Genomic DNA, 19,423 nt, shown 5'->3' with positions numbered 1-19,423 from the left:
CAGCGCCAATAATGGAAGAAAATTATTTTTTGATCATACTTGTTCTTTTAAACAAATCTACCAGCGCTAGGATGATCGGTGCAACCAGGTCTCATAACCTATATTCCTTTTTGCATAAAAAAGAGACCTGTAGCCACAAGTCTCAAGCTCTTCTCATAGTCATTTTCATAATTAGCCAAACACCCCCCATAACCATTGATAACAAAGTAAAAAATACTCCCAGATTAATACCTAACCGGAAGAAAAAGTCTGCCTGATAAGTACTTCCTTTATATTCTGCTGTTCCAGAAATCACACCGCAAATTAAGACCTCTAATACTAAGCAGATAATCGAAATCCAAAATGCTCTCGAAACAAATCTCATATGCTCCTCCTATTAACAATGCTTGCTAATAGCGTATCTTATAACCCCTTATTTGGTAAATAGTTACAACGTATTGATTGCGTTTTTGAGACTGGTAGTCATACTAAGTACAATGTACTGTTTTTTTCATTTAAAAACACCCCCATCTTATTAGATGCTTAACGGCTCGGTTATTAAGAAAAAACAAATTCAGTCAGCTACACAAATTTTATTACGCCCCGATTTTTTTGCTTGGTATAATGCTCTGTCCGCCTCTTCAATTAACATGTTTATATTATTGGTAGTATCTCCATAACTTGCAATTCCAACGGAAATTGTCAATGTGATTTTTTGGCCATCATTCAATGAAAACTTGTTTTTCTCTACTGCTTTTCTTATATTTTCAGCTATTTCAATTGCCCTATTCAATTGGCAATCTATTAACACTACTGTAAATTCCTCTCCTCCATTACGACTCACCAAATCAAAGCTTCTTGTGCCTTTCCGTAGAAGTAAACCTAATTGTTTTAAAACAGCATCCCCTTCGGTGTGTCCATATGTATCATTTATCCTTTTAAAAAAGTCAACGTCAATATAAAGAAGGGATAAAGGTTTGTTATTTGTTTTAGCATCAGTAGTTAGCTTATTAAACACTTCATCGAATCGCCGTACATTGTTCAAACCTGTTAGTCCATCTATTTTGGCCTCCTCTTTATACTTTTCCAGCAGCATCTGACTATCACGTAAAAATTCAAGGATATAAAAAGCAAGATACCCAGCCGCATAGGAGATAGTCCAATACAGTGGGATTAAATATAAAAGAAAAGAAATATCTTCAATTAAATAAATAACAGTAAAAGAAAAAGAGATATTAGAAAAAGTTAACATGTATAATATTTTTGTATTTCTGGTCAACTGAATTTTTGAAATCCATATGGAAAATATCGCAACAGAAACGATAAACATGATAGAAACATAGGATGAAAGGTTAACCCCAATCAAAAACCTACCTATCATCACGAACATTACAGAAATAGCTGTAGGCAATGCTCCACCAGTGGAGGCTAATAAAATAACAGGAATATGCCGTAAATCAATAATCGTTGTTCCAATCTCTATGCTGTATTGCATCAATACATTGCTAGCAAGCCCTCCCGCTGCCCCCACAAGTATCTTTCTTTTAATGGAGGGACTAGAACGAAGAGGAGAACTTTTTGTGAGATGGGCATATATAAATAAAAGAGAAATAATTATAGTCAAATTCGCAAAGAGATCTTTAATAATCATTTTTATCACCTTAAGGAAATTTATCACATTTACTGGAAAGTTAAAACCAGGAACCAATAAAATCAGCTCAATTAATTCTATTTCTTTTATAAAAAATTGAAACAGATGCTATTGAGCGTTTTAAAGAATATACAGCAACTATTATGTCCGGGGCAGAAAAGGGGGCAAGAATCAAAAAGCTGACACTATATGAGGTTTACCTTCAAACAAAAACCCCTTGAAGCCAAGTGGCTCAAGGGGTTTCACTATTAATACATTTGTAAATATTGTTCGCGTTCCCAAGGGTGGACTTGTGTGCGGAACATGTCCCACTCAATCTCTTTTGCTTCAATGAAGTGTTCAAGGATATGTTCGCCGAGGGCTGCTTGAATAACTTCATCTTTTCTTAACATGCGAAGTGCTTCTGCTAATGTACCTGGCAGATCCTCTACACCTTCACGTTCCCTTTCTTCTTCGTTCATTGTGTAGATGTTGCGATCAACGGCAGGCGGCGGTGTCATGCTGTTTTTAATGCCGTCAAGTCCTGCTTGCAGAAGGACAGCCATTGCTAAGTATGGGTTTGCTGCCGGGTCTACACTGCGCACTTCCACACGTGTGCTCATGCCGCGAGCAGATGGAATACGGATCAGCGGACTGCGGTTTTGACCAGACCAAGCAACATAACAAGGCGCTTCATAGCCAGGGACAAGGCGCTTGTAGGAGTTTACAGTAGGATTTGTAATAGCTGTAAATCCTTTCGCGTGCTTGATGGTACCAGCGATAAATTGATAAGCTGTTTCACTTAATTGCAGCTCGCCATTTTCATCATAAAATGCATTTTTGCCATCTTTGAATAATGACATATTGCAGTGCATGCCTGATCCACTTACACCAAATAGCGGCTTCGGCATAAAGGTTGCGTGCAACCCATGTTTTCTCGCAATCGTTTTGACAACCAACTTAAATGTTTGGATTTCATCACAAGCAGTTAAGGCATTGGCATATTTAAAGTCAATTTCATGCTGTCCCGGCGCCACTTCATGGTGGGAAGCTTCGATTTCAAAGCCCATTTCTTCCAGCTCTAGCACGATGTCACGGCGGCAGTTTTCTCCAAGATCTGTCGGTGCCAAGTCGAAGTAGCCACCGTTATCATTAAGCTCTAATGTAGGTTCGCCATTCGCATCCAATTTAAACAAGAAAAACTCTGGCTCAGGCCCTAAGTTGAAATTAGAAAAACCGAGTTCTTCCATTTCCTTCAAAATTCTCTTTAAGTTGCTGCGCGGATCTCCAGCAAAAGGGGTGCCATCTGGCATGTAAATGTCACAAATCAAACGAGCTACTTTTCCTTTTTCCGCTGTCCAAGGGAATACTACCCATGTGTCAAGATCCGGATATAAATTCATATCAGATTCTTCAATACGCACAAATCCCTCGATAGAGGATCCATCAAACATCATTTTGTTATCCAGTGCTTTCGGCAATTGACTCACTGGGATTTCCACATTTTTAATGGTTCCTAAAATATCGGTGAATTGCAGCCGGATAAATTTAACGTTTTCCTCCCTCGCCAAATTCATAATGTCTTCTTTTGTATACTTGCCCATACAAATAATTCCTCCTCAAGATCATACGTTGTGTTTATTTTTAATGAAAATAACGAAAGCGATCTCCGGGCGGAAGATCGTTTCGATAAAAACGACCAGCATTAATAAATTCCTTGCGCAACAATTTCCTTACTTCTTCATCAGTGGAAATCTTTTTCTCTTTGCTCAATTCATTCTTAACTTGATTATGTATGCTCTCATCTTCCTTCAATAAGATTTTTTTCACACCTGCCATATTGACACCTTCATCAAGCAGATCTTTAATTTCGAGCAAACGGTCAATATCATACAAAGAAAAGAGCCGGCGATTGCCTGCAGTCCGTTCTGGACGAATCAATTGATGTTCTTCATAGTAGCGTATCTGCCTGGCGGATAAATCTGTTAGTTTCATCACTGTTCCCATTGGGAATAATGGCATCGAACGCCTGATTTTGCTGCTCATCAATGATCTCTCCTTTCTTTATGTTATTTATTTTATACCCTGTTACTTTATATGTCAAACACATGTTAGGTTTTCTAACATGAAAAAATTTATAAAAAAACAGCTGCAAGAGCATTTGCTACTTGCAGCCATTTTTTATAACATTTTTTTCTCGATTAATTCATTTAATGCGTAGCAGACCGCAATTTTTACGTGGGCGTACGTTAACCCTCCTTGTACATAAGCGGCAAAGGGTGGGCGTAACGGCCCATCTGCAGACAGTTCAATGCTTGCTCCCTGCACAAACGTCCCGGCTGCCATAATCACATCATCTTCATAACCAGGCATGTAACTAGGATAAGGAGTCACATGGGAATTAACCGGAGAAGCACTTTGAATCGCCTGACAGAAAGCGACCATCTTCTCGCGGTCATCAAATTGGACAGCCTGGATGAGATCAGTTCTTTTCTCGTGCCATTTAGGAGTCGTATTCATTCCCATTTTTTCTAGTATCGCTGCTGTAAAGATGGCTCCTTTTAAACTCTCCGCTACCACGTGCGGAGCAAGAAAGAAACCCTGGTACATCTCCTGCAGACTGTACAGACTCGCGCCTGCCTCGGCACCAATCCCTGGTGAAGTCATCCGATAAGAACAGCTTTCCACGTATTCTGCCTTCCCTGCTATGTAACCGCCTGTTTTTGCAAGGCCGCCTCCCGGATTTTTAATTAATGAACCAGCCATTAGGTCAGCTCCCACATGGCAAGGCTCCTGCTCTTCCGTAAATTCCCCGTAACAGTTATCAACGAAGACAACAACATCGCTTTTTACTTTTTTAACAAATTCAATCATTTCTTTAATATCCGTCATGGTAAACGAAGGGCGGACAGCATACCCTTTAGAACGCTGAATGCCAATCATTTTGGTATTTGGCTTAATAGCTGCCCGAATGGCTGAATAGTCCGGCCGTCCCCCTTCAGCAAGCGGAACGCTTTGATAAGAAATACCAAATTCTTTCAGCGATCCATTTCCTTTGCCGGAAATTCCAACAATCTCTCCCAATGTATCATAAGGGTCACCCGTAATATAAAGAAGCTCATCTCCTGGGCGCAATATACCGAACAAAGCGATCGAAATTGCATGCGTCCCAGAAATAATCTGCGGCCGGACAAGCGCTGCCTCTCCTCCGAACACATCAGCATAAATGCTCTCAAGTGTATCACGACCGCTGTCATCATAGCCATATCCGGTGGAAGGAGTAAAGTGAAATTCACTTACCCGGTGCTTTCTAAAGCTTTCAAGCACCCGAAATTGGTTTAATTCCGCCGTTTTTTCAATCCCTCGATGTACATCGGCAATCTGGGCCTCAGCCTCCTCGGCAATCGGCTGAATAGTTTTTCCTTGTGTCAATAATTCAAACATAACTGTTCTCCCTCTGTATTATGTGTATTTTATCATTTCACCGACAATTGGATGATCCCTAAACATAAATCCTTGCACACGATAAAATTGATCGTCTTCGTCAAACGAGATGGAATCTACAATGGTTTCTGTCTTCAACTGGGCGAGCAGCTTGCCGGCAGAGGATGGAATCCGCCCGTTGTATGGCACCATCTGCTCTTTCATCATGCTCTCGATCGTTTCCTTCAATTTCAGGCGGTCTTCTTCATCAAGAGCACTGATGAGTATTGTTTCTGCATCCGAGGAGCGAACAAATTCCTCGTGTTGTTGATCGCTTTTATTATAAACCGTCAATTCTGGCAAATGGTCCATCTCAAGCTGCTCCAGCAGGCTTCTCACAGTCTGTTGGTGCTGGACAAAATCAGGATTTGAACTGTCAACAACATGCAATAATAAATCTGCCTCACTCACTTCCTCAAGGGTAGAACGGAATGCTGCAACGAGCGTTGTCGGCAAATCCTGAATAAAGCCAACGGTGTCGGTGAGAATCGCCTGATAGCCGCTTGGCAAAACTAGTTTCCGAGTTAAAGGATCGAGTGTAGCAAACAGCTGGTTTTCTTCCAGTGACTCAGCAGCAGTCAGCCTGTTGAATAAAGTGGACTTTCCGGCATTCGTGTAGCCAACCAGCGCTATTTGAAATGTTTTGTTCTTTTTTCGGCGACTTCGGTACCGCTCACGGTGATGAACGATCGTCTGAAGCTGCCGCTTGATTTCATCAATGCGCCGACGAATGTGACGACGGTCACTTTCAAGCTTTGTTTCCCCGGGTCCTCTCGTTCCGATTCCGCCGCCAAGACGAGAAAGAGCTGTTCCCTGTCCAGCCAGCCGCGGCAGCAAGTACTGCAGCTGAGCGAGTTCTACTTGCAGTTGTCCCTCTCTCGACCGGGCACGGCGGGCAAAAATATCAAGAATTAATTGTGTCCGGTCAATCACCCTGGCAGATAAATCGGCAGAAAGATTTCTAATTTGACTCGGAGACAGCTCATCATTAAAAATAATGATATCAGGCTCCAGTTCCTCCTCTAATCTTTTTAATTCCTCTACCTTTCCTTTGCCAATATATGTGCCTGGGTGGATTCGCTCTCTTTTTTGTGTGATCATGGCTAAGGACTCACCTTGCGCCGTTTCTGTTAGTGATTTCAACTCTTGCATGGAGTACAGAAACTGTTCCGTATCGTCCGTTAACTGGCAACCAGCCAGAATGACTTTTTCTTTTTCCACATTTGTCAATTAGTTTCCTTCTTTCCTTAGATTTTTCTTCCATCATCTTATCAAAAAGACAGATAAAATACTAATAACTCTGCAACCGCATACGAAACTTAAAAAATTTTTTCTTTATTAAAAGTTAGACTGGTTCTTTAAGCCTTCCGGTACTATAATAGATTGCCGGGAACATTTTAGTAAGAGGTGACATCCATGGAAATCACTTGGGACATTTTTACAGTCATCGGTACAATTGCTTTTGCTATTTCTGGTGCGATTGTGGCGATGGAGGAAGATTATGACGTATTCGGTGTATATATATTAGGAATGATTACCGCTTTTGGCGGCGGAGCGATCCGTAACTTATTGATTGGTGTACCCGTCTCTGCTTTGTGGGAACAAGAGGCTTTTTTTCAAATTGCCCTGCTATCTATCACAGCGACACTTCTTTTCCCTCACAATATGCTAAAGCATTGGCCGGTATGGGGAAATTTCTTTGATGCCATCGGTTTGTCAGCTTTTGCTGTTCAAGGCGCACTGTATGCAGTCGGAATGAATCATCCGATCAGTGCGGTCATTGTGGCTGCTGTTCTAACCGGAAGCGGCGGAGGCCTTGTGCGCGACTTGCTGGCAGGACGGAAACCAGCTCTTTTGCATAATGAAGTGTATGGCTTATGGGCTGCGTTGGCCGGTTTGCTTATTGGGTTGAACATAACAACTACACCTGTCGAATTAATTATCCTTTTTACTGCGATTACAGCCCTTCGTGTAGCATCTTATAAATTAAAATGGAGACTCCCAAAAAGGGCCCTCCATTAACAATATAAAAGCCTTTCAAAGTTTATTTGAAAGGCTTTTATTATATTAAAATGCCTCCAGCTTTACCTCTTCCGAAACAGTCATGTCAGCCTCTGTGCACTCGATAATTTCCTCTACCGAATACCCTTCTGCTACTTCCATAAGCATGAGACCCTTTGATGTAACATCCATGACAGCCCTGTCGGTAATAATGCGTTGGACGACGCCTTTACCGGTTAACGGAAGCTTGCATTCTTTTAAAATTTTTGACTGGCCATGCTTATTTACATGATCCATAATCACAATGGTTTTGCGGGCACCATGGACAAGATCCATTGCCCCACCCATTCCTTTTACCATTTTTCCTGGAATCATCCAATTGGCCAAGTCACCATTCTGGGAGACTTCCATTCCCCGAGAATGGCCACATCAATGTGCCCCCCGCGTATCATAGCAAAAGATTCGGAACTGTCAAAGTAAGCAGAGCCAGGAATAGCTGTAACCGTCTCTTTTCCGGCATTGATCAAATCAGCATCCATTTCCTCTTCGCTTGGGTAGGGACCTATACCAAGCAGACCGTTTTCCGACTGCAGTACGACTTCTTTGTTTTCAGAAATGAAATTGGCAACAAGCGTCGGCATGCCAATGCCTAAATTCACGTAATTGCCGCTTTCAATCTCCTTTTCTGCCCGTCTTGCAATCTTCTCTCTTGTATCCATTAGTATCCCTCCTTCATTGACGAACCGTTTTTCTTTCAATCCGCTTTTCTTGACTTCCCTGGATCAATGCCTGTACGTAAATACCTGGTGTATGAATATAGTTCGGATCGAGATCCCCTATTTCTACAATCTCTTCCGCCTCAGCGATGGTGATTTGACCAGCAGCGGCGATCATTGGGTTAAAATTTCGGGCGGTTTTATTATAGACGAGATTCCCTTTTTTATCTGCTTTCCAGGCCCTTACAAGACTGAAATCAGCTGTTAGGGCTTCCTCAAGTAAATACTCTTTCCCATTAAATTCTCGAATCTCTTTTCCCTTGGCAATGGGAGTACCGACGCCAGCCGGTGTAAAAAACGCCGGAATCCCTGCCCCACCTGCCCGGATTTTTTCAGCCAGCGTTCCTTGTGGAGTTAATTCCACTTCTATTTCACCGGCAAGCATCTGCCGTTCAAATTCTTTATTTTCACCAACATAAGAACCAATGATTTTCTTGATTTGTTTATTTTTTAATAGCAGCCCGAGTCCCCAATCATCGACTCCACAATTATTAGAAATGATCGTTAGCTCTTTTACTCCCGAATCCGCCAGTGCTTTGATTAAGTTTTCAGGTATGCCACACAAACCAAAGCCGCCAACCATGATCGTCATTCCATCTTTAATTCCCGATACGGCCTCTCGGAAATTAGTATAGATTTCTTTCATCCCGTTCCCCTCCTTTTATTAGACAGGATTCACCCCATGTTTACGGTCTGTGAACACCATATATTTAGACATATACACATTGAGCCGGGCAGAGAGTTCTTCACGCAGTCGGTTTGGCTCTACTACATCATCTATAATCAATTCTGACGCCAGACGATAGATGTCAATATCCTGGCGATATTCTTCCCTCTTCTCATTGATAAACGCGGCTTTTTCTTCCTCCGGCAACGCAGCAATTTTATTGGCGTAGACAGCATTGACTGCCGCCTCAGGACCCATAACCGCAATTTGCGCTGTCGGCAGTGCCAGACAGCAATCCGGTTCAAATGCCGGCCCAGCCATAGCATAGAGGCCAGCTCCATAGGCTTTACGCACAACCACTGTCATCTTAGGCACCGTTGCTTCACTCATTGCAAAAATCATTTTTGCCCCGTGACGGATAATGCCAGCTTTTTCTACATTTGTTCCGATCATAAATCCAGGCACATCCGCCAAGAACAAAAGCGGAATATGAAAAGCATCACACAAACTGATAAATTTAGCTGCTTTGTCAGCTGAATCATGAAACAGCACGCCACCTTTTACTCGAGGCTGATTAGCAATAATACCAACCGGCTGTCCATTGATTCGGCCTAGACCAGTAATCAACTCAGCTGCAAATAATTTTTTAATTTCACAGAAGCTGTCTTCATCGATCAAGCGTTCAATCAGCTGATACATGTCAAAGGGTGCGTTTTGGTTTTGAGGGATAAGTTCTTCGATTGACTTTTCAAAGGCTGCAGGTGCTTTCGGCTCTCTTGGAACTGGTTTCTCCGTATAATTATCCGGAAAATACGTTAAATACTTTTTCGCATATGCAATAGCTTCCTCTTCTGTTTTAACAAGCACATCGCCACAACCCGAAACAGAACAGTGCATTTTTGCTCCGCCCATTTGCTCAAGTGTGACTTTTTCGCCAATCACCATTTCTGCCATACGCGGTGATCCAAGGTACATCGAAGCATTTCCTTCCACCATTACAACAATGTCGCAGAAAGCTGGAATGTAGGCACCTCCTGCAGCAGAAGGGCCGAATAACAGGCAAATTTGCGGCACCTTTCCAGATAGCTTCACTTGGTTATAAAAAATACGGCCCGCTCCTCTGCGCCCTGGGAACATTTCAAGCTGATCTGTGATTCGTGCCCCTGCTGAATCAACAAGATAGAGCATCGGGCAGCGCAGTTTTTCGGCTGTTTCTTGAATGCGAATAATCTTCTCTACTGTCCGCTTTCCCCACGAGCCAGCTTTAACCGTTGAATCATTCGCCATCACGCACACTGTGCGTCCGTTCACTTTTCCGATGCCGGTAACCACTCCGTCTGCCGGCAAATCCCCAGCCATCATATTGGCGAATAATCCGTCCTCTGTCTGAAGACCCTCGTCAAAAAGTCGTTCCAGACGATCACGAACGAATAACTTTCCTTGCTCCTTATTTTTTCATGATACTTTTCCTGTCCGCCTTTCAAGATGGCTTCTGTTTTCTGCTGATAGTCTGTTTTTACTCCCGTTTCATTCACTGCTGTCTCCTCACTTTCCTCTGTATGTTGGCGGCCGCTTTTCTGCAAACGCCCGCAATCCCTCCAGTCTATCCTCTGTCGGAATTAAGGTATTATAAGCCAGCCGTTCAATTTGCAAGCCGGTTGCAATATCGGTCTGCATCCCCTGATTGATGGCTGTTTTTGCCTGAAATAATGCCAACGGGGCATTTGCAGCAATCTCCCTCGCCAAATGGATGGCTGTTTCCAGTAAATTTTCCGGAGTAGCAATATGCTCGACAAGACCAATTTGTTCTGCCTGGTGAGAGGCAATGCGTCTGGCTGTGAAAATTAATTCTTTTGCTTTTCCGGTTCCGATCAATCGAGGCAACCTCTGTGTTCCTCCAGCTCCTGGAATGATGGCAAGAGAGGTTTCTGTTAATCCCATTTTCGCGTGACTGGAGGCAATTCGGATATCACAGGCTAAAGCCAATTCTAATCCTCCCCGAAAGCAACGCCGTTTATAGCGGCAATAACCGGCTGCGGCAACGCTTCCACCTCGTTAATAACCGAACCAATCAAACTGACAATTTTCCTTACTTCCGCTTCGTTCATTCCTCTTCTCTCTTTTAAGTCAGCCCCTGCACAAAAAGCTTTCTCACCTTTGCCCGTCAAAATGATCACCCGAACTTCCGGATCATGTTTAAGGTTATAGAGGGCATCGTGAAGATCATACAAAAGGGCTTGAGACAAGGCGTTAGCTGCTTCGGGGCGGTGAAGTGCCAAAACAGTCACTCCTTGTTCAAGCTTCGTCACTTCAACTGTTTTTCCCAAACAACTCACCCTCTCTCCACTTTGCGGTATAGTTCCATTTGCCTGCTGTTTAACGGCTTGCCTAAAATAGATTCCATCAATTCACCAGCTTCAAGCAGCCCTTCTAACCGAACGCCTGTTTTAATCCCCATAGCCTCAAGCATATAAACCAGGTCCTCTGTTGCTACATTTCCAGATGCCCCTTTAGCATAAGGACAGCCACCCAATCCTCCGAGAGCACTATCAAATGTGCGGATCCCCATTTCCAAAGCTTTCGAAATATTTGCAAGTGCTGTCCCTCTTGTATCATGAAAGTGCATAGCAATATGCTCTTCGGAAAACTCAGAGAGAAGCTGTTCAAGCAGCCGTTCTACCTCTGTAGGGACAGCAACGCCAATCGTTTCACCAAGCGACAATTCATCAATGCCCATATCAAACAACCGGGCACTGATTTCTTTTACCTGTTCAGCTGGCACAGCTCCCTCATATGGACAAGCGATCACAGTCGATAAATATCCTCGCACTGTTTTTCCAGCTGCTTTCGCCTCTGTAACGACCTCTTTCAAGACTGGAAATGTATCCGAAATGCTCTTGTTAATATTGTTTCGATTATGTGATTCGCTTGCAGACATGAAGACGCTCACTTCATCGACATTACCTTCCAGCGCCCTTCGCAGTCCATGCATGTTTGGAACGAGGGCTGCATAGGTGATGCCTGGCTTTCTATCGATAGAAGAAAGTACTTCTACCGCATCTGCCAGCTGCGGAATCCATTTCGGATGAACGAGAGAGGTGACTTCAATATAGGATAGCCCGCTGTCTGAGAGCCGGTTAATCCAGGCTACCTTATTCTCGGTGCCTACCTGATGCGGCTCATTTTGCAGACCATCACGGGGTCCCACTTCTTTAATGGTCACTTTTTCAGGAAGTTTCAACAGGGAACCCTCCTATTCCATATCAACGAGTGCATCCGCTTCGTTGACAAAGTCTCCCTCATTCACATGAATTTTTTGAACGGTGCCATCTTCCTCAGCAGCAATGGGGATTTCCATTTTCATTGATTCTAAAATGATGACATCCTGACCAGCCTTTACTTCTTCTCCCTCTGCTACAAGAACCTTCCACACGTTCCCTGCCATGCTTGCTTGTACTGTTGTCAATATAATCTCTCCTTTACTTCGTTGTGGTTAACTCCGGCAAATAGTATTCATTCACAAAATGAGTTGTTGTTGTTCCTTTTAAAAATTGCTGATGACTGATAATTTTTCTAAGCATCGGCAAGTTCGTTTTGATGCCTTCAATTTTGTACTGCTCTAGCGCTCCCTTCATGCGGGCGCAGGCTTCTTCTCTCGTTGCTCCCCAGGTGATCAACTTACCGATCATCGGGTCATAAAACGGAGTTACAGTTGAGCCTTCCTCGACCGCACATTCATTTCGTATCCCCTCTCCTTGAGGCAGTTCAAAGGCGGTAATTTTGCCAGGTGAAGGGAAAAAGGTTTTTGGATCTTCAGCGTAAATCCGGACTTCAATTGCATGGCCGTTTCGCTTAACGGCCTCTCGTGTTAATTCGAGCTTCTCGCCGGCAGCCACTTTTAATTGCTGCTCCACAAGATCAAGCCCAGTGATTTCCTCCGTTACTGGATGCTCTACTTGCAGACGTGTATTCATCTCCAAAAAATAGAAATTTTCTTCTTTATCCACTAAAAATTCAATCGTGCCGGCATTCGTATAGCCAATATGACGAGCAGCCTTAACTGCAGCATCCAGCATCTTTGTTCTCGTTTCCTCGCTAATAAACGGGGACACCGCTTCTTCCACTACTTTCTGATTGCGGCGCTGAATGGAACATTCCCGCTCCCATAGTGGAATCACTTGACCATGAGAGTCTGCCAATACTTGGACTTCAATATGATGCGGCTCTTGAATATACTTTTCCAGGAACATATCACCGTTGCCGAAAAAAGATTCTGCTCGCTTTTTATTTCCAGCAAACGCCTTAACGAGTTCCTCTTCAGAGTGAACAAGCTGCATCCCAATGCCGCCGCCCCCCGCTGAAGCTTTCAACATTAACGGGTAGCCAACAGAGGCGGATGCCGCCTTCGCCTCTTCTTCATCCTGAAGCGGGATATTAATCCCTTCAATGATAGGGACTCCCGCTTCCTTCATCGTTTTGCGCGCTTCAATCTTACTCCCCATAGCTGCTAAAATATCGGGGGCAGGGCCGATAAAGGCAAGCCCCACATCGAGACATTTTTGCGCGAAAGCAGCATTTTCTGAAAGCAGGCCATAACCCGGATGAATAGCCTCTGCTCCACTCGCCTTTGCTGTCCGGATAATTTCATCAGCATTTAAGTAACTAAGGTTTACTTGCGGCTTACCTATGCAATAAGATTCATCTGCCTGACGGACAAACAGAGCCTGCTCATCCGCTTCAGAGTATATAGCTACCGTTTTTATCCCCATCTTTTTACATGTGCGAATAATACGCGAAGCAATTTCTCCGCGATTAGCAATTAATATTTTGGAAAACAAACTGGACCACTCCTTCTGTTTACTTCAATAAGCTCATCGATTGTTCGCGCAGTCTAAACTTTTGAATTTTTCCTGAAGCGGTCATCGGGTATTCCTTCGTAAATTGAATGTACTTCGGAATTTTATGGCGGGAAATTTTATCCTTGAAGTACTCTTTAATTTCGTCTGCAGATGCGATTTCTCCCTCTTTAAGAATGATCCAAGCCATCAATTCCTCACCGTACTTTTCATCTGGTATCCCAATCACCTGTGCGTCGAGTATTTTGGGATGAGTATACAAAAACTCTTCAATTTCACGCGGGTAAATATTTTCCCCGCCCCGGATGATCATGTCTTTTAAACGGCCAGTCACCCTTATATAACCATTCTCATCCATGACAGCCAGATCACCTGTGTGGAGCCATCCCTCTTCATCAATCGCTTCTTTTGTGGCATCTGGATTGTTATAATACCCTTTCATTACGTGATACCCTCGCGTGCATAGCTCCCCTTGCTTATTAAACGGCAGTTCCCTTGATGACCCAGGTTCCACAATTTTCACTTCCACCTCTGGAAGTGCCCGGCCTACCGTTTCTACACGCAGTTCAACAGGGTCATCTGTTCGTGTTTGGGTAATCACTGGCGAGGACTCTGTCTGACCATAGCATATAGTTATTTCCTCCATGTGCATCTTATTCATTACTGCTTTCATGATTTCGACTGGGCAATTCGATCCTGCCATTACTCCTGTACGGAGAGTAGACAGGTTGTATTTTTGAAAATTCGGATGATTCAGTTCAGCAATAAACATCGTCGGCACGCCATGCAGCGCTGTGCACTTCTCCTGCTCTACCGTTGCTAGCACGGTCTCTGGATCAAATTCCTGCACAGGTACCATTGTAGCCCCGACAGTCACACACGCCATCGTTCCAATCACACACCCAAAGCAGTGAAAAAATGGAACCGGAATACAGAGACGATCTTCTTTCATCAATTCCATGCATCCAGCAATATGAAAAGCATTATTTATTAAATTGCTGTGTGTCAACATGACTCCCTTAGGAAAACCTGTTGTTCCGGATGTATACTGCATATTGATCACATCATCTGGCGCAAGCTCCTCTGTTCGTGCATCCAGCTGTTCTTCTGTCACTCGGTCCGCCATTTCTAAAATATCCGACCAGCTATACGTACCGCTGTACTGCTGTTCACTGAGAACAATGACATTTTTTAACAAGGGCAGTCGCTTAGACGACAATTCTCCAGGCTCACAGGAATGTAACTCCGGACAGATTTCATAAATCGTATCGATATAGGAATTTCCGCGGTAATCTTCTATTAAAACGAGTGTACGACTCTCTGATTGCTTTAATAAATATTCCAATTCGGCGGCACGATAATTCGTATTAACTGTTACTAAAACCGCTCCCATTTTACCTGTGGCAAATTGCAGTGTGACCCATTCAGGAACGTTCGTTGCCCAAATAGCTAGATGTTCTCCTTTATCAACCCCAAGCGCCATTAAGCCTCGCGCTACTTTTCGGCATAGCCGATTAAATTCGCTGTACGTGTAGTGAATACCTCGATCTGGATAGACAAGTGCTTCATGATGTGGAAGTTGTTCGGCCTTATTGGCTAATAGTTCCCCTATTGTTTCATGGATCAATTCGCTCATAACACCCTTCCCCCTATTATCTTTTAACAGCCAAGGTGGCGTGCGATAACCAGACGCTGGATTTCCGAAGTACCTTCCCCGATTTCAAGCAGTTTTGCATCGCGCAAAAATCTTTCTACATCATATTCGTGCATATAACCGTAGCCTCCATGTATTTGAATAGCTTGATTGCTCGTGCGAAAGCTCGTTTCTGAAGCAAATAATTTGGCCATAGCTGCTTCTTTGCCAAATGGTTTTCCTTGATCTTTCAGCCAGGCAGCTTTATACACAAGATTGCGGGCTAACTCCACTTCGGTCGCCATATCTGCCAATTTAAACTGAATGGCCTGGAATTTAGAGATTGGCTGGCCAAACTGCATACGCTCCTTCGAGTATTGAAGCGCCTTCTCTAAAGCCCCTTGCGCAATACCCACCGCTAAAGCGGCAATGGAGATACGACCGCCATCAAGCGTATATAAAAACTGACTGAAACCTTTTTGACTGTCTCCAAGTAAATTTTCTTTCGGCACCCGCACATTTTCGAGTATAATTTCACACGTGTTAGATGCACGGACACCCATTTTGTCATAGTTGCACGAAATGGCCACACCCGGTGCATCAGCAGGTACGATAATAGCTGAAATAATGTTCTTTCCGTCTTCTCTTTTGCCTGTGACAGCGGTTACAATAATTTGTCGAGCAAAACCTGCATTTGTAATCCAGCACTTCTCACCATTAATTACATACTCATCGCCATCAAGGACTGCTTTCGTTCTTGTGCCCCCGGCATCAGAGCCGGCATTTGGTTCAGTTAAACCAAAAGAACCCAATGTTTCTCCTTTCGCCATTGGAACGAGCCATTCCTGCTTTTGTTCTTCCGTTCCGAAATAAAAAATCGGGCTTGCTCCCAGGCTGATAGCTGCTGCGTAGCTTAACCCTGTGCCGCCGCACGCTTTGCCGATTTCCTCCACTGCAATTGCGTAAGAGACAGTGTCCCCGCCAGATCCCCCATATTCTTCTGGAAATGGAATGCCAAGTAACCCTAACTCCCCCATCTTTTTAAATGCCTGTTCATTAAACCCTGACGTTTTATCAAGTTCCTGGGCGTACGGCTTAATCTCTTTCTCAGCGAAACTTTTTACCATTTCCTTTAGCATTTGCTGTTCTTTCGTTAATTCAAAATTCATGTAAAATCCCCTTGTTTTCCCTTTTAATTCAGAGACAGACTAGTCGGTCTTTGAAGGTTATTATAATAGCCAGCTTAATGGTTAATTGGCTGACTGTTTAATAAAATATGATTGAATATCTTGATTCTCCATCCCTTTTTCTGTAATTAGTGCATGCACAAGCAGATCGTTAAATATTCCTCCAATGTCCTCGATTGACAGCTTCCCTTCTTTTTTAAACCATTTGTACGTCCAATTTACCATGCCAATAATTGCCATCGTTGTAATCTCAGCCGATACTTCCGGCCGAAAATCACCGCTCTTTTGGCCTTCGCAAATGATTTGTAAAATGATCTTTCGATACTCGTCGCGCTTTTCATTAATCTTTTCTTGAAAATCCCCTTTTAAGTACGTGCTTTCTTGATAAAAAACAGTAATATGCGGCTTATACAAATCAAACACTTTAGTAAATGACAAAACAATCGCACAAAGCCGAGAGACAGGTGTGTCATAACTAGCATATGCTTCCTTGGCACGGTCGAGCACGTAGGAAATAAAAACGTCGTGAATGTGATATAATAATTCATCTTTCGACTTGAAATTGTGGTAAAACCCTCCCTTGGAAGTACCGCTTTCCGCCACAATTTGATCGACCGTCACTCCATGATAGCCGTGTTTTTCAAACATAATAAGTGATGTTTCTATAATTCTTTCTTTTAGCGCTTTCTTTTTCATAACTGACCACCTTTGAATAAATAGTATCATAGAAAAAACTGGATTGACAATTTTTTTATCAGAAAATAGAAAATAATTTAACGACGCGGCTTGTCCTTTTAGATTGAAAGAAAACCGCCCATGATAATGGCGGTTTATTTTTCTTACTTTAACCCATCTTCTGTTATTTCAATTGGATGTCCTTTGACTCGATTAACATTAACTCTTCATATTTATAGTTATTTTCATTGAGCAAGCGAACAGCTTGAGCGCGTGTCGCTTTTTCAATTAAATTGCGAACATACCTTCCATTTGAAAATGTTTGGTAGTTCCCTTCTCTCACTTTAACAAAGTGTTCACGCAGCTTCATTTTTGCTTCTTTGCTAAACTGGTATTCTTTTTCTGCAGCCATTTTTTCTGCAATAGACATTAACTGTTCAGGCCGATAATCAGGAAATTGGAAGATGAGCGGAAAGCGGGACTCCAATCCAGGATTCAGCGTAAAAAAATGATTCATCTCCCTCGGATATCCTGCCAATATAAGAATAAAGTCATTTTGTTTATCCTCCATGTGCTTGACAAGCGTATCGATGGCTTCCTTTCCAAAATCTTTTTCCCCTCCCCGGCCTAATGAATAGGCTTCATCAATAAATAAAATGCCGCCCATGGCTTTTTTAATTAAATCTCTCGTTTTTTGCGCCGTATGTCCGATATATTCACCAACAAGATCTGCACGTTCCGCCTCTATTAAATGACCTTTTGATAATACTTTCATTTCAAAAAACAACTTCCCGATAATGCGGGCAGCTGTTGTTTTTCCCGTTCCCGGATTCCCTTTAAACATCATGTGCAACACTTGCTTTCCAGCTTTCAGGCCGCTTTCTTCTCTCTTTTTACTAATGAAGATCCAGGCGTAAATTTCCCGGATCATTTTCTTTAAGTCTTCGAGTCCAACTAAAGCATCCAGCTCACTTTCTATCCTCTTTAATACCGCATGCTCAGAAGCATTGGACCACGTATAAAGCGGCTCTTCGCGGACTGGCTGCTGGATGCGGTCATTTTTGGTGTGCAGCACAACATTGATTTGACCGTTGTCTTTCATACGGATTGGCTGCTTCATCTCTATCACCCCATCAAGCTTGACGTAGGCCGTCGCATATTGTCTTTTTTTGCGCTTTCCCGAGAAATAATTTCCCTCTTTACAGTCTATTCATGCTCAAAATAAACATACGTCTTTCTGCATATAAAAAACGTGTACAAAAATTTGTACACGTTTGAATTATATTATTCTTGTTCTTCCAAAGAAATTTGAACGTTTCGTTGAGGAGCGAATGTAGAGATAGCATGCTTATAAACGAGCTGCTGTTTTCCGTCTGATTCAAATAAAACCGTGAAATTATCAAAACCCTTTATGTAACCGCGTAATTGAAATCCATTTAGTAAGAATACAGTGACGAGCGTTCCGTCTTTTCGAAGCTGATTTAGAAATTGGTCTTGGATATTGATCCCTTGTTTCATATCTTTTCCTCCTCTTTCTATCTATACTTAATTAATTCTATTTTAAATGCAGCTTTCCTGCTACAAAATCGGAAATTTCTTTTATTTTTTGCGGCCGCTTTTCCTCATCTGATAAGTCAAACCAATCTACGGCCATTTTATTTCGGAACCAAGTCAACTGGCGCTTAGCATAGTTTCGCGAATTTTGTTTTAATTGCTCGACAGCCGACTCTAACGTCTCTTCCCCCCTTAAATAACTAAATAGCTCTTTATAGCCAATGGCCTGTACAGCCTGACCGCTGCGGATGCCCTTTTCCCAAAGCATTTTTACCTCTTCCAGCAAACCAGTTGCCATCATGCTGTCCACTCTCTGATTAATGCGGTGATAAAGCTGTTCCCGTTCCATGGTGAGGCCGATTAACGCTGTCTCATATAACAATTTATCAGGCGGTTGACTTTGTTGCTCAGACATCCTTTTTCCGGTTGTATAAAAGATCTCCAATGCGCGAATCACTCTTCTCACATTATTGGGATGAATGCTGGCTGCCGCTTCTGGATCAATTTGTTTCAGTTTTCCATGAAGTGCCTCTTTTCCCGCCTGGGCTGCTTCTTCTTCTAACTCTTCACGCAACTGCGGGTCCCCACCAGTCTCGGAAAATTGATAATCATAAATAACTGATTGAACATATAAGCCTGTCCCGCCCACAATAATAGGCAGGGACCCTCTATTAGTAATGTCTGTTATTTTTTTCCTGACAAGCTGTTGGAACTCGGCAGCCGAAAATAATTCATCAGGCTCTTTAATGTCGATTAAGTGATGGGGAACTCCTTCCATCTCTTCGGGGCTGATTTTGGCGGTACCAATATCCATTCCTTTATAAACCTGCATGGAATCCCCGCTGATGATCTCTCCCCTAAATCGCTTAGCTAAATGGATGCTTAGCGCTGTTTTACCGACTGCTGTCGGCCCGATGATCACGATAAGTTTTTCCTGCTGATGCAATCTTTTCACTGCCTTTACCGATTTTCTCTTATCGTA

At 43.0% G+C, this 19,423-nt stretch carries 17 protein-coding genes and 3 pseudogenes; 1 reads left to right on the top strand and 19 read right to left on the bottom strand.

Features of this window, described 5'->3' with window-relative positions:
• Window positions 1-142: 142 nt before the first annotated feature.
• The 6 genes from CJ483_RS21345 to hflX all read right to left on the bottom strand — a co-directional run bounded on the left by CJ483_RS21345 (window position 143) and on the right by hflX (window position 6,322).
• A complete protein-coding gene (locus tag CJ483_RS21345; RefSeq protein ID WP_120037427.1) occupies window positions 143-364 on the bottom strand; it encodes a hypothetical protein in 222 nt (73 codons plus the stop codon).
• A 189-nt stretch (window positions 365-553) separates the two neighbouring features.
• Window positions 554-1,630, bottom strand: coding sequence for a GGDEF domain-containing protein (locus tag CJ483_RS21340; protein WP_120037425.1), 1,077 nt, complete (start codon window positions 1,628-1,630; stop codon window positions 554-556).
• Between the two features lie 248 nt (window positions 1,631-1,878).
• The gene (gene glnA, locus CJ483_RS21335; RefSeq protein ID WP_120037423.1) at window positions 1,879-3,213 is read right to left on the bottom strand and encodes a type I glutamate--ammonia ligase; all 1,335 of its coding nucleotides are present in this window, start codon (window positions 3,211-3,213) and stop codon (window positions 1,879-1,881) included.
• A gap of 40 nt (window positions 3,214-3,253) precedes the next feature.
• Window positions 3,254-3,655 carry a MerR family transcriptional regulator gene (locus tag CJ483_RS21330; protein ID WP_120037422.1) on the bottom strand — a complete coding sequence of 134 codons (402 nt, stop codon included), beginning with the start codon at window positions 3,653-3,655 and terminating at the stop codon, window positions 3,254-3,256.
• A gap of 135 nt (window positions 3,656-3,790) precedes the next feature.
• The gene (locus CJ483_RS21325) at window positions 3,791-5,053 is read right to left on the bottom strand and encodes a methionine gamma-lyase family protein (protein ID WP_120037420.1); all 1,263 of its coding nucleotides are present in this window, start codon (window positions 5,051-5,053) and stop codon (window positions 3,791-3,793) included.
• An 18-nt stretch (window positions 5,054-5,071) separates the two neighbouring features.
• The gene (gene hflX, locus CJ483_RS21320) at window positions 5,072-6,322 is read right to left on the bottom strand and encodes a GTPase HflX (protein ID WP_120037418.1); all 1,251 of its coding nucleotides are present in this window, start codon (window positions 6,320-6,322) and stop codon (window positions 5,072-5,074) included.
• Between the two features lie 192 nt (window positions 6,323-6,514).
• On the opposite strand from hflX, the gene CJ483_RS21315 reads away from it, so the two are divergent.
• Complete coding sequence (locus tag CJ483_RS21315; protein ID WP_120038195.1) at window positions 6,515-7,114, top strand: trimeric intracellular cation channel family protein; 600 nt, start codon at window positions 6,515-6,517, stop codon at window positions 7,112-7,114.
• A 45-nt stretch (window positions 7,115-7,159) separates the two neighbouring features.
• Here the strand turns inward: CJ483_RS21315 and CJ483_RS21310 are convergent.
• From CJ483_RS21310 to miaA, 13 genes and pseudogenes are all read right to left on the bottom strand, one after another.
• A pseudogene (locus CJ483_RS21310) lies at window positions 7,160-7,812 on the bottom strand (CoA transferase subunit B).
• A gap of 13 nt (window positions 7,813-7,825) precedes the next feature.
• Window positions 7,826-8,515 carry a CoA transferase subunit A gene (locus CJ483_RS21305; protein WP_120037416.1) on the bottom strand — a complete coding sequence of 230 codons (690 nt, stop codon included), beginning with the start codon at window positions 8,513-8,515 and terminating at the stop codon, window positions 7,826-7,828.
• Between the two features lie 18 nt (window positions 8,516-8,533).
• A pseudogene (locus tag CJ483_RS21300) lies at window positions 8,534-10,071 on the bottom strand (acyl-CoA carboxylase subunit beta).
• A gap of 10 nt (window positions 10,072-10,081) precedes the next feature.
• A pseudogene (locus CJ483_RS21295) lies at window positions 10,082-10,863 on the bottom strand (enoyl-CoA hydratase).
• 5 nt (window positions 10,864-10,868) lie between these two features.
• Window positions 10,869-11,777, bottom strand: a complete 909-nt coding sequence (locus CJ483_RS21290) for a hydroxymethylglutaryl-CoA lyase (protein WP_142927246.1) — start codon at window positions 11,775-11,777, stop codon at window positions 10,869-10,871.
• Window positions 11,778-11,789: 12 nt separating this feature from the next.
• Window positions 11,790-12,002 (bottom strand): acetyl-CoA carboxylase biotin carboxyl carrier protein subunit, encoded by a 213-nt coding sequence (locus CJ483_RS21285; protein ID WP_120037412.1) that lies wholly within the window; start codon window positions 12,000-12,002, stop codon window positions 11,790-11,792.
• A 13-nt stretch (window positions 12,003-12,015) separates the two neighbouring features.
• Entirely contained in the window at window positions 12,016-13,374 is a 1,359-nt protein-coding gene (locus tag CJ483_RS21280) for an acetyl-CoA carboxylase biotin carboxylase subunit (protein ID WP_120037410.1), read from the bottom strand.
• Window positions 13,375-13,393: 19 nt separating this feature from the next.
• Entirely contained in the window at window positions 13,394-15,028 is a 1,635-nt protein-coding gene (locus CJ483_RS21275) for an AMP-binding protein (protein WP_406910394.1), read from the bottom strand.
• Window positions 15,029-15,051: 23 nt separating this feature from the next.
• Complete coding sequence (locus CJ483_RS21270) at window positions 15,052-16,194, bottom strand: acyl-CoA dehydrogenase (protein ID WP_120037408.1); 1,143 nt, start codon at window positions 16,192-16,194, stop codon at window positions 15,052-15,054.
• Between the two features lie 81 nt (window positions 16,195-16,275).
• Window positions 16,276-16,908, bottom strand: coding sequence for a TetR/AcrR family transcriptional regulator (locus CJ483_RS21265; RefSeq protein ID WP_120037406.1), 633 nt, complete (start codon window positions 16,906-16,908; stop codon window positions 16,276-16,278).
• A gap of 163 nt (window positions 16,909-17,071) precedes the next feature.
• The gene (gene spoVK, locus CJ483_RS21260) at window positions 17,072-18,007 is read right to left on the bottom strand and encodes a stage V sporulation protein K (RefSeq protein WP_120037404.1); all 936 of its coding nucleotides are present in this window, start codon (window positions 18,005-18,007) and stop codon (window positions 17,072-17,074) included.
• Between the two features lie 164 nt (window positions 18,008-18,171).
• Window positions 18,172-18,405, bottom strand: a complete 234-nt coding sequence (gene hfq, locus CJ483_RS21255) for an RNA chaperone Hfq (RefSeq protein WP_049661654.1) — start codon at window positions 18,403-18,405, stop codon at window positions 18,172-18,174.
• Between the two features lie 37 nt (window positions 18,406-18,442).
• Complete coding sequence (miaA, locus tag CJ483_RS21250) at window positions 18,443-19,387, bottom strand: tRNA (adenosine(37)-N6)-dimethylallyltransferase MiaA (protein WP_120037402.1); 945 nt, start codon at window positions 19,385-19,387, stop codon at window positions 18,443-18,445.
• Window positions 19,388-19,423 lie beyond the last annotated feature (36 nt).

It is taken from the genome of Bacillus sp. PK3_68 (genome assembly GCF_003600835.1).
Lineage (GTDB): Bacteria > Bacillota > Bacilli > Bacillales > Domibacillaceae > Pseudobacillus.
Note: the sequence above shows the minus strand (reverse complement) of the source record. Positions and strands in the feature narration are given on the sequence as shown.

Bases quoted from the DNA above. Each gene is read 5' to 3' on its own strand.
- CJ483_RS21275 (WP_406910394.1), bottom strand. From the start codon at position 15,028: ATGAGCGAATTGATCCATGAAACAATAGGGGAACTATTAGCCAATAAG.
- CJ483_RS21330 (WP_120037422.1), bottom strand. From the start codon at position 3,655: ATGAGCAGCAAAATCAGGCGTTCGATGCCATTATTCCCAATGGGAACA.
- CJ483_RS21270 (WP_120037408.1), bottom strand. From the start codon at position 16,194: ATGAATTTTGAATTAACGAAAGAACAGCAAATGCTAAAGGAAATGGTA.
- CJ483_RS21345 (WP_120037427.1), bottom strand. From the start codon at position 364: ATGAGATTTGTTTCGAGAGCATTTTGGATTTCGATTATCTGCTTAGTA.
- glnA (WP_120037423.1), bottom strand. From the start codon at position 3,213: ATGGGCAAGTATACAAAAGAAGACATTATGAATTTGGCGAGGGAGGAA.
- spoVK (WP_120037404.1), bottom strand. From the start codon at position 18,007: ATGAAGCAGCCAATCCGTATGAAAGACAACGGTCAAATCAATGTTGTG.
- CJ483_RS21340 (WP_120037425.1), bottom strand. From the start codon at position 1,630: ATGATTATTAAAGATCTCTTTGCGAATTTGACTATAATTATTTCTCTT.
- hfq (WP_049661654.1), bottom strand. From the start codon at position 18,405: ATGAAACAAGGGATCAATATCCAAGACCAATTTCTAAATCAGCTTCGA.
- CJ483_RS21325 (WP_120037420.1), bottom strand. From the start codon at position 5,053: ATGTTTGAATTATTGACACAAGGAAAAACTATTCAGCCGATTGCCGAG.
- CJ483_RS21265 (WP_120037406.1), bottom strand. From the start codon at position 16,908: ATGAAAAAGAAAGCGCTAAAAGAAAGAATTATAGAAACATCACTTATT.
- CJ483_RS21305 (WP_120037416.1), bottom strand. From the start codon at position 8,515: ATGAAAGAAATCTATACTAATTTCCGAGAGGCCGTATCGGGAATTAAA.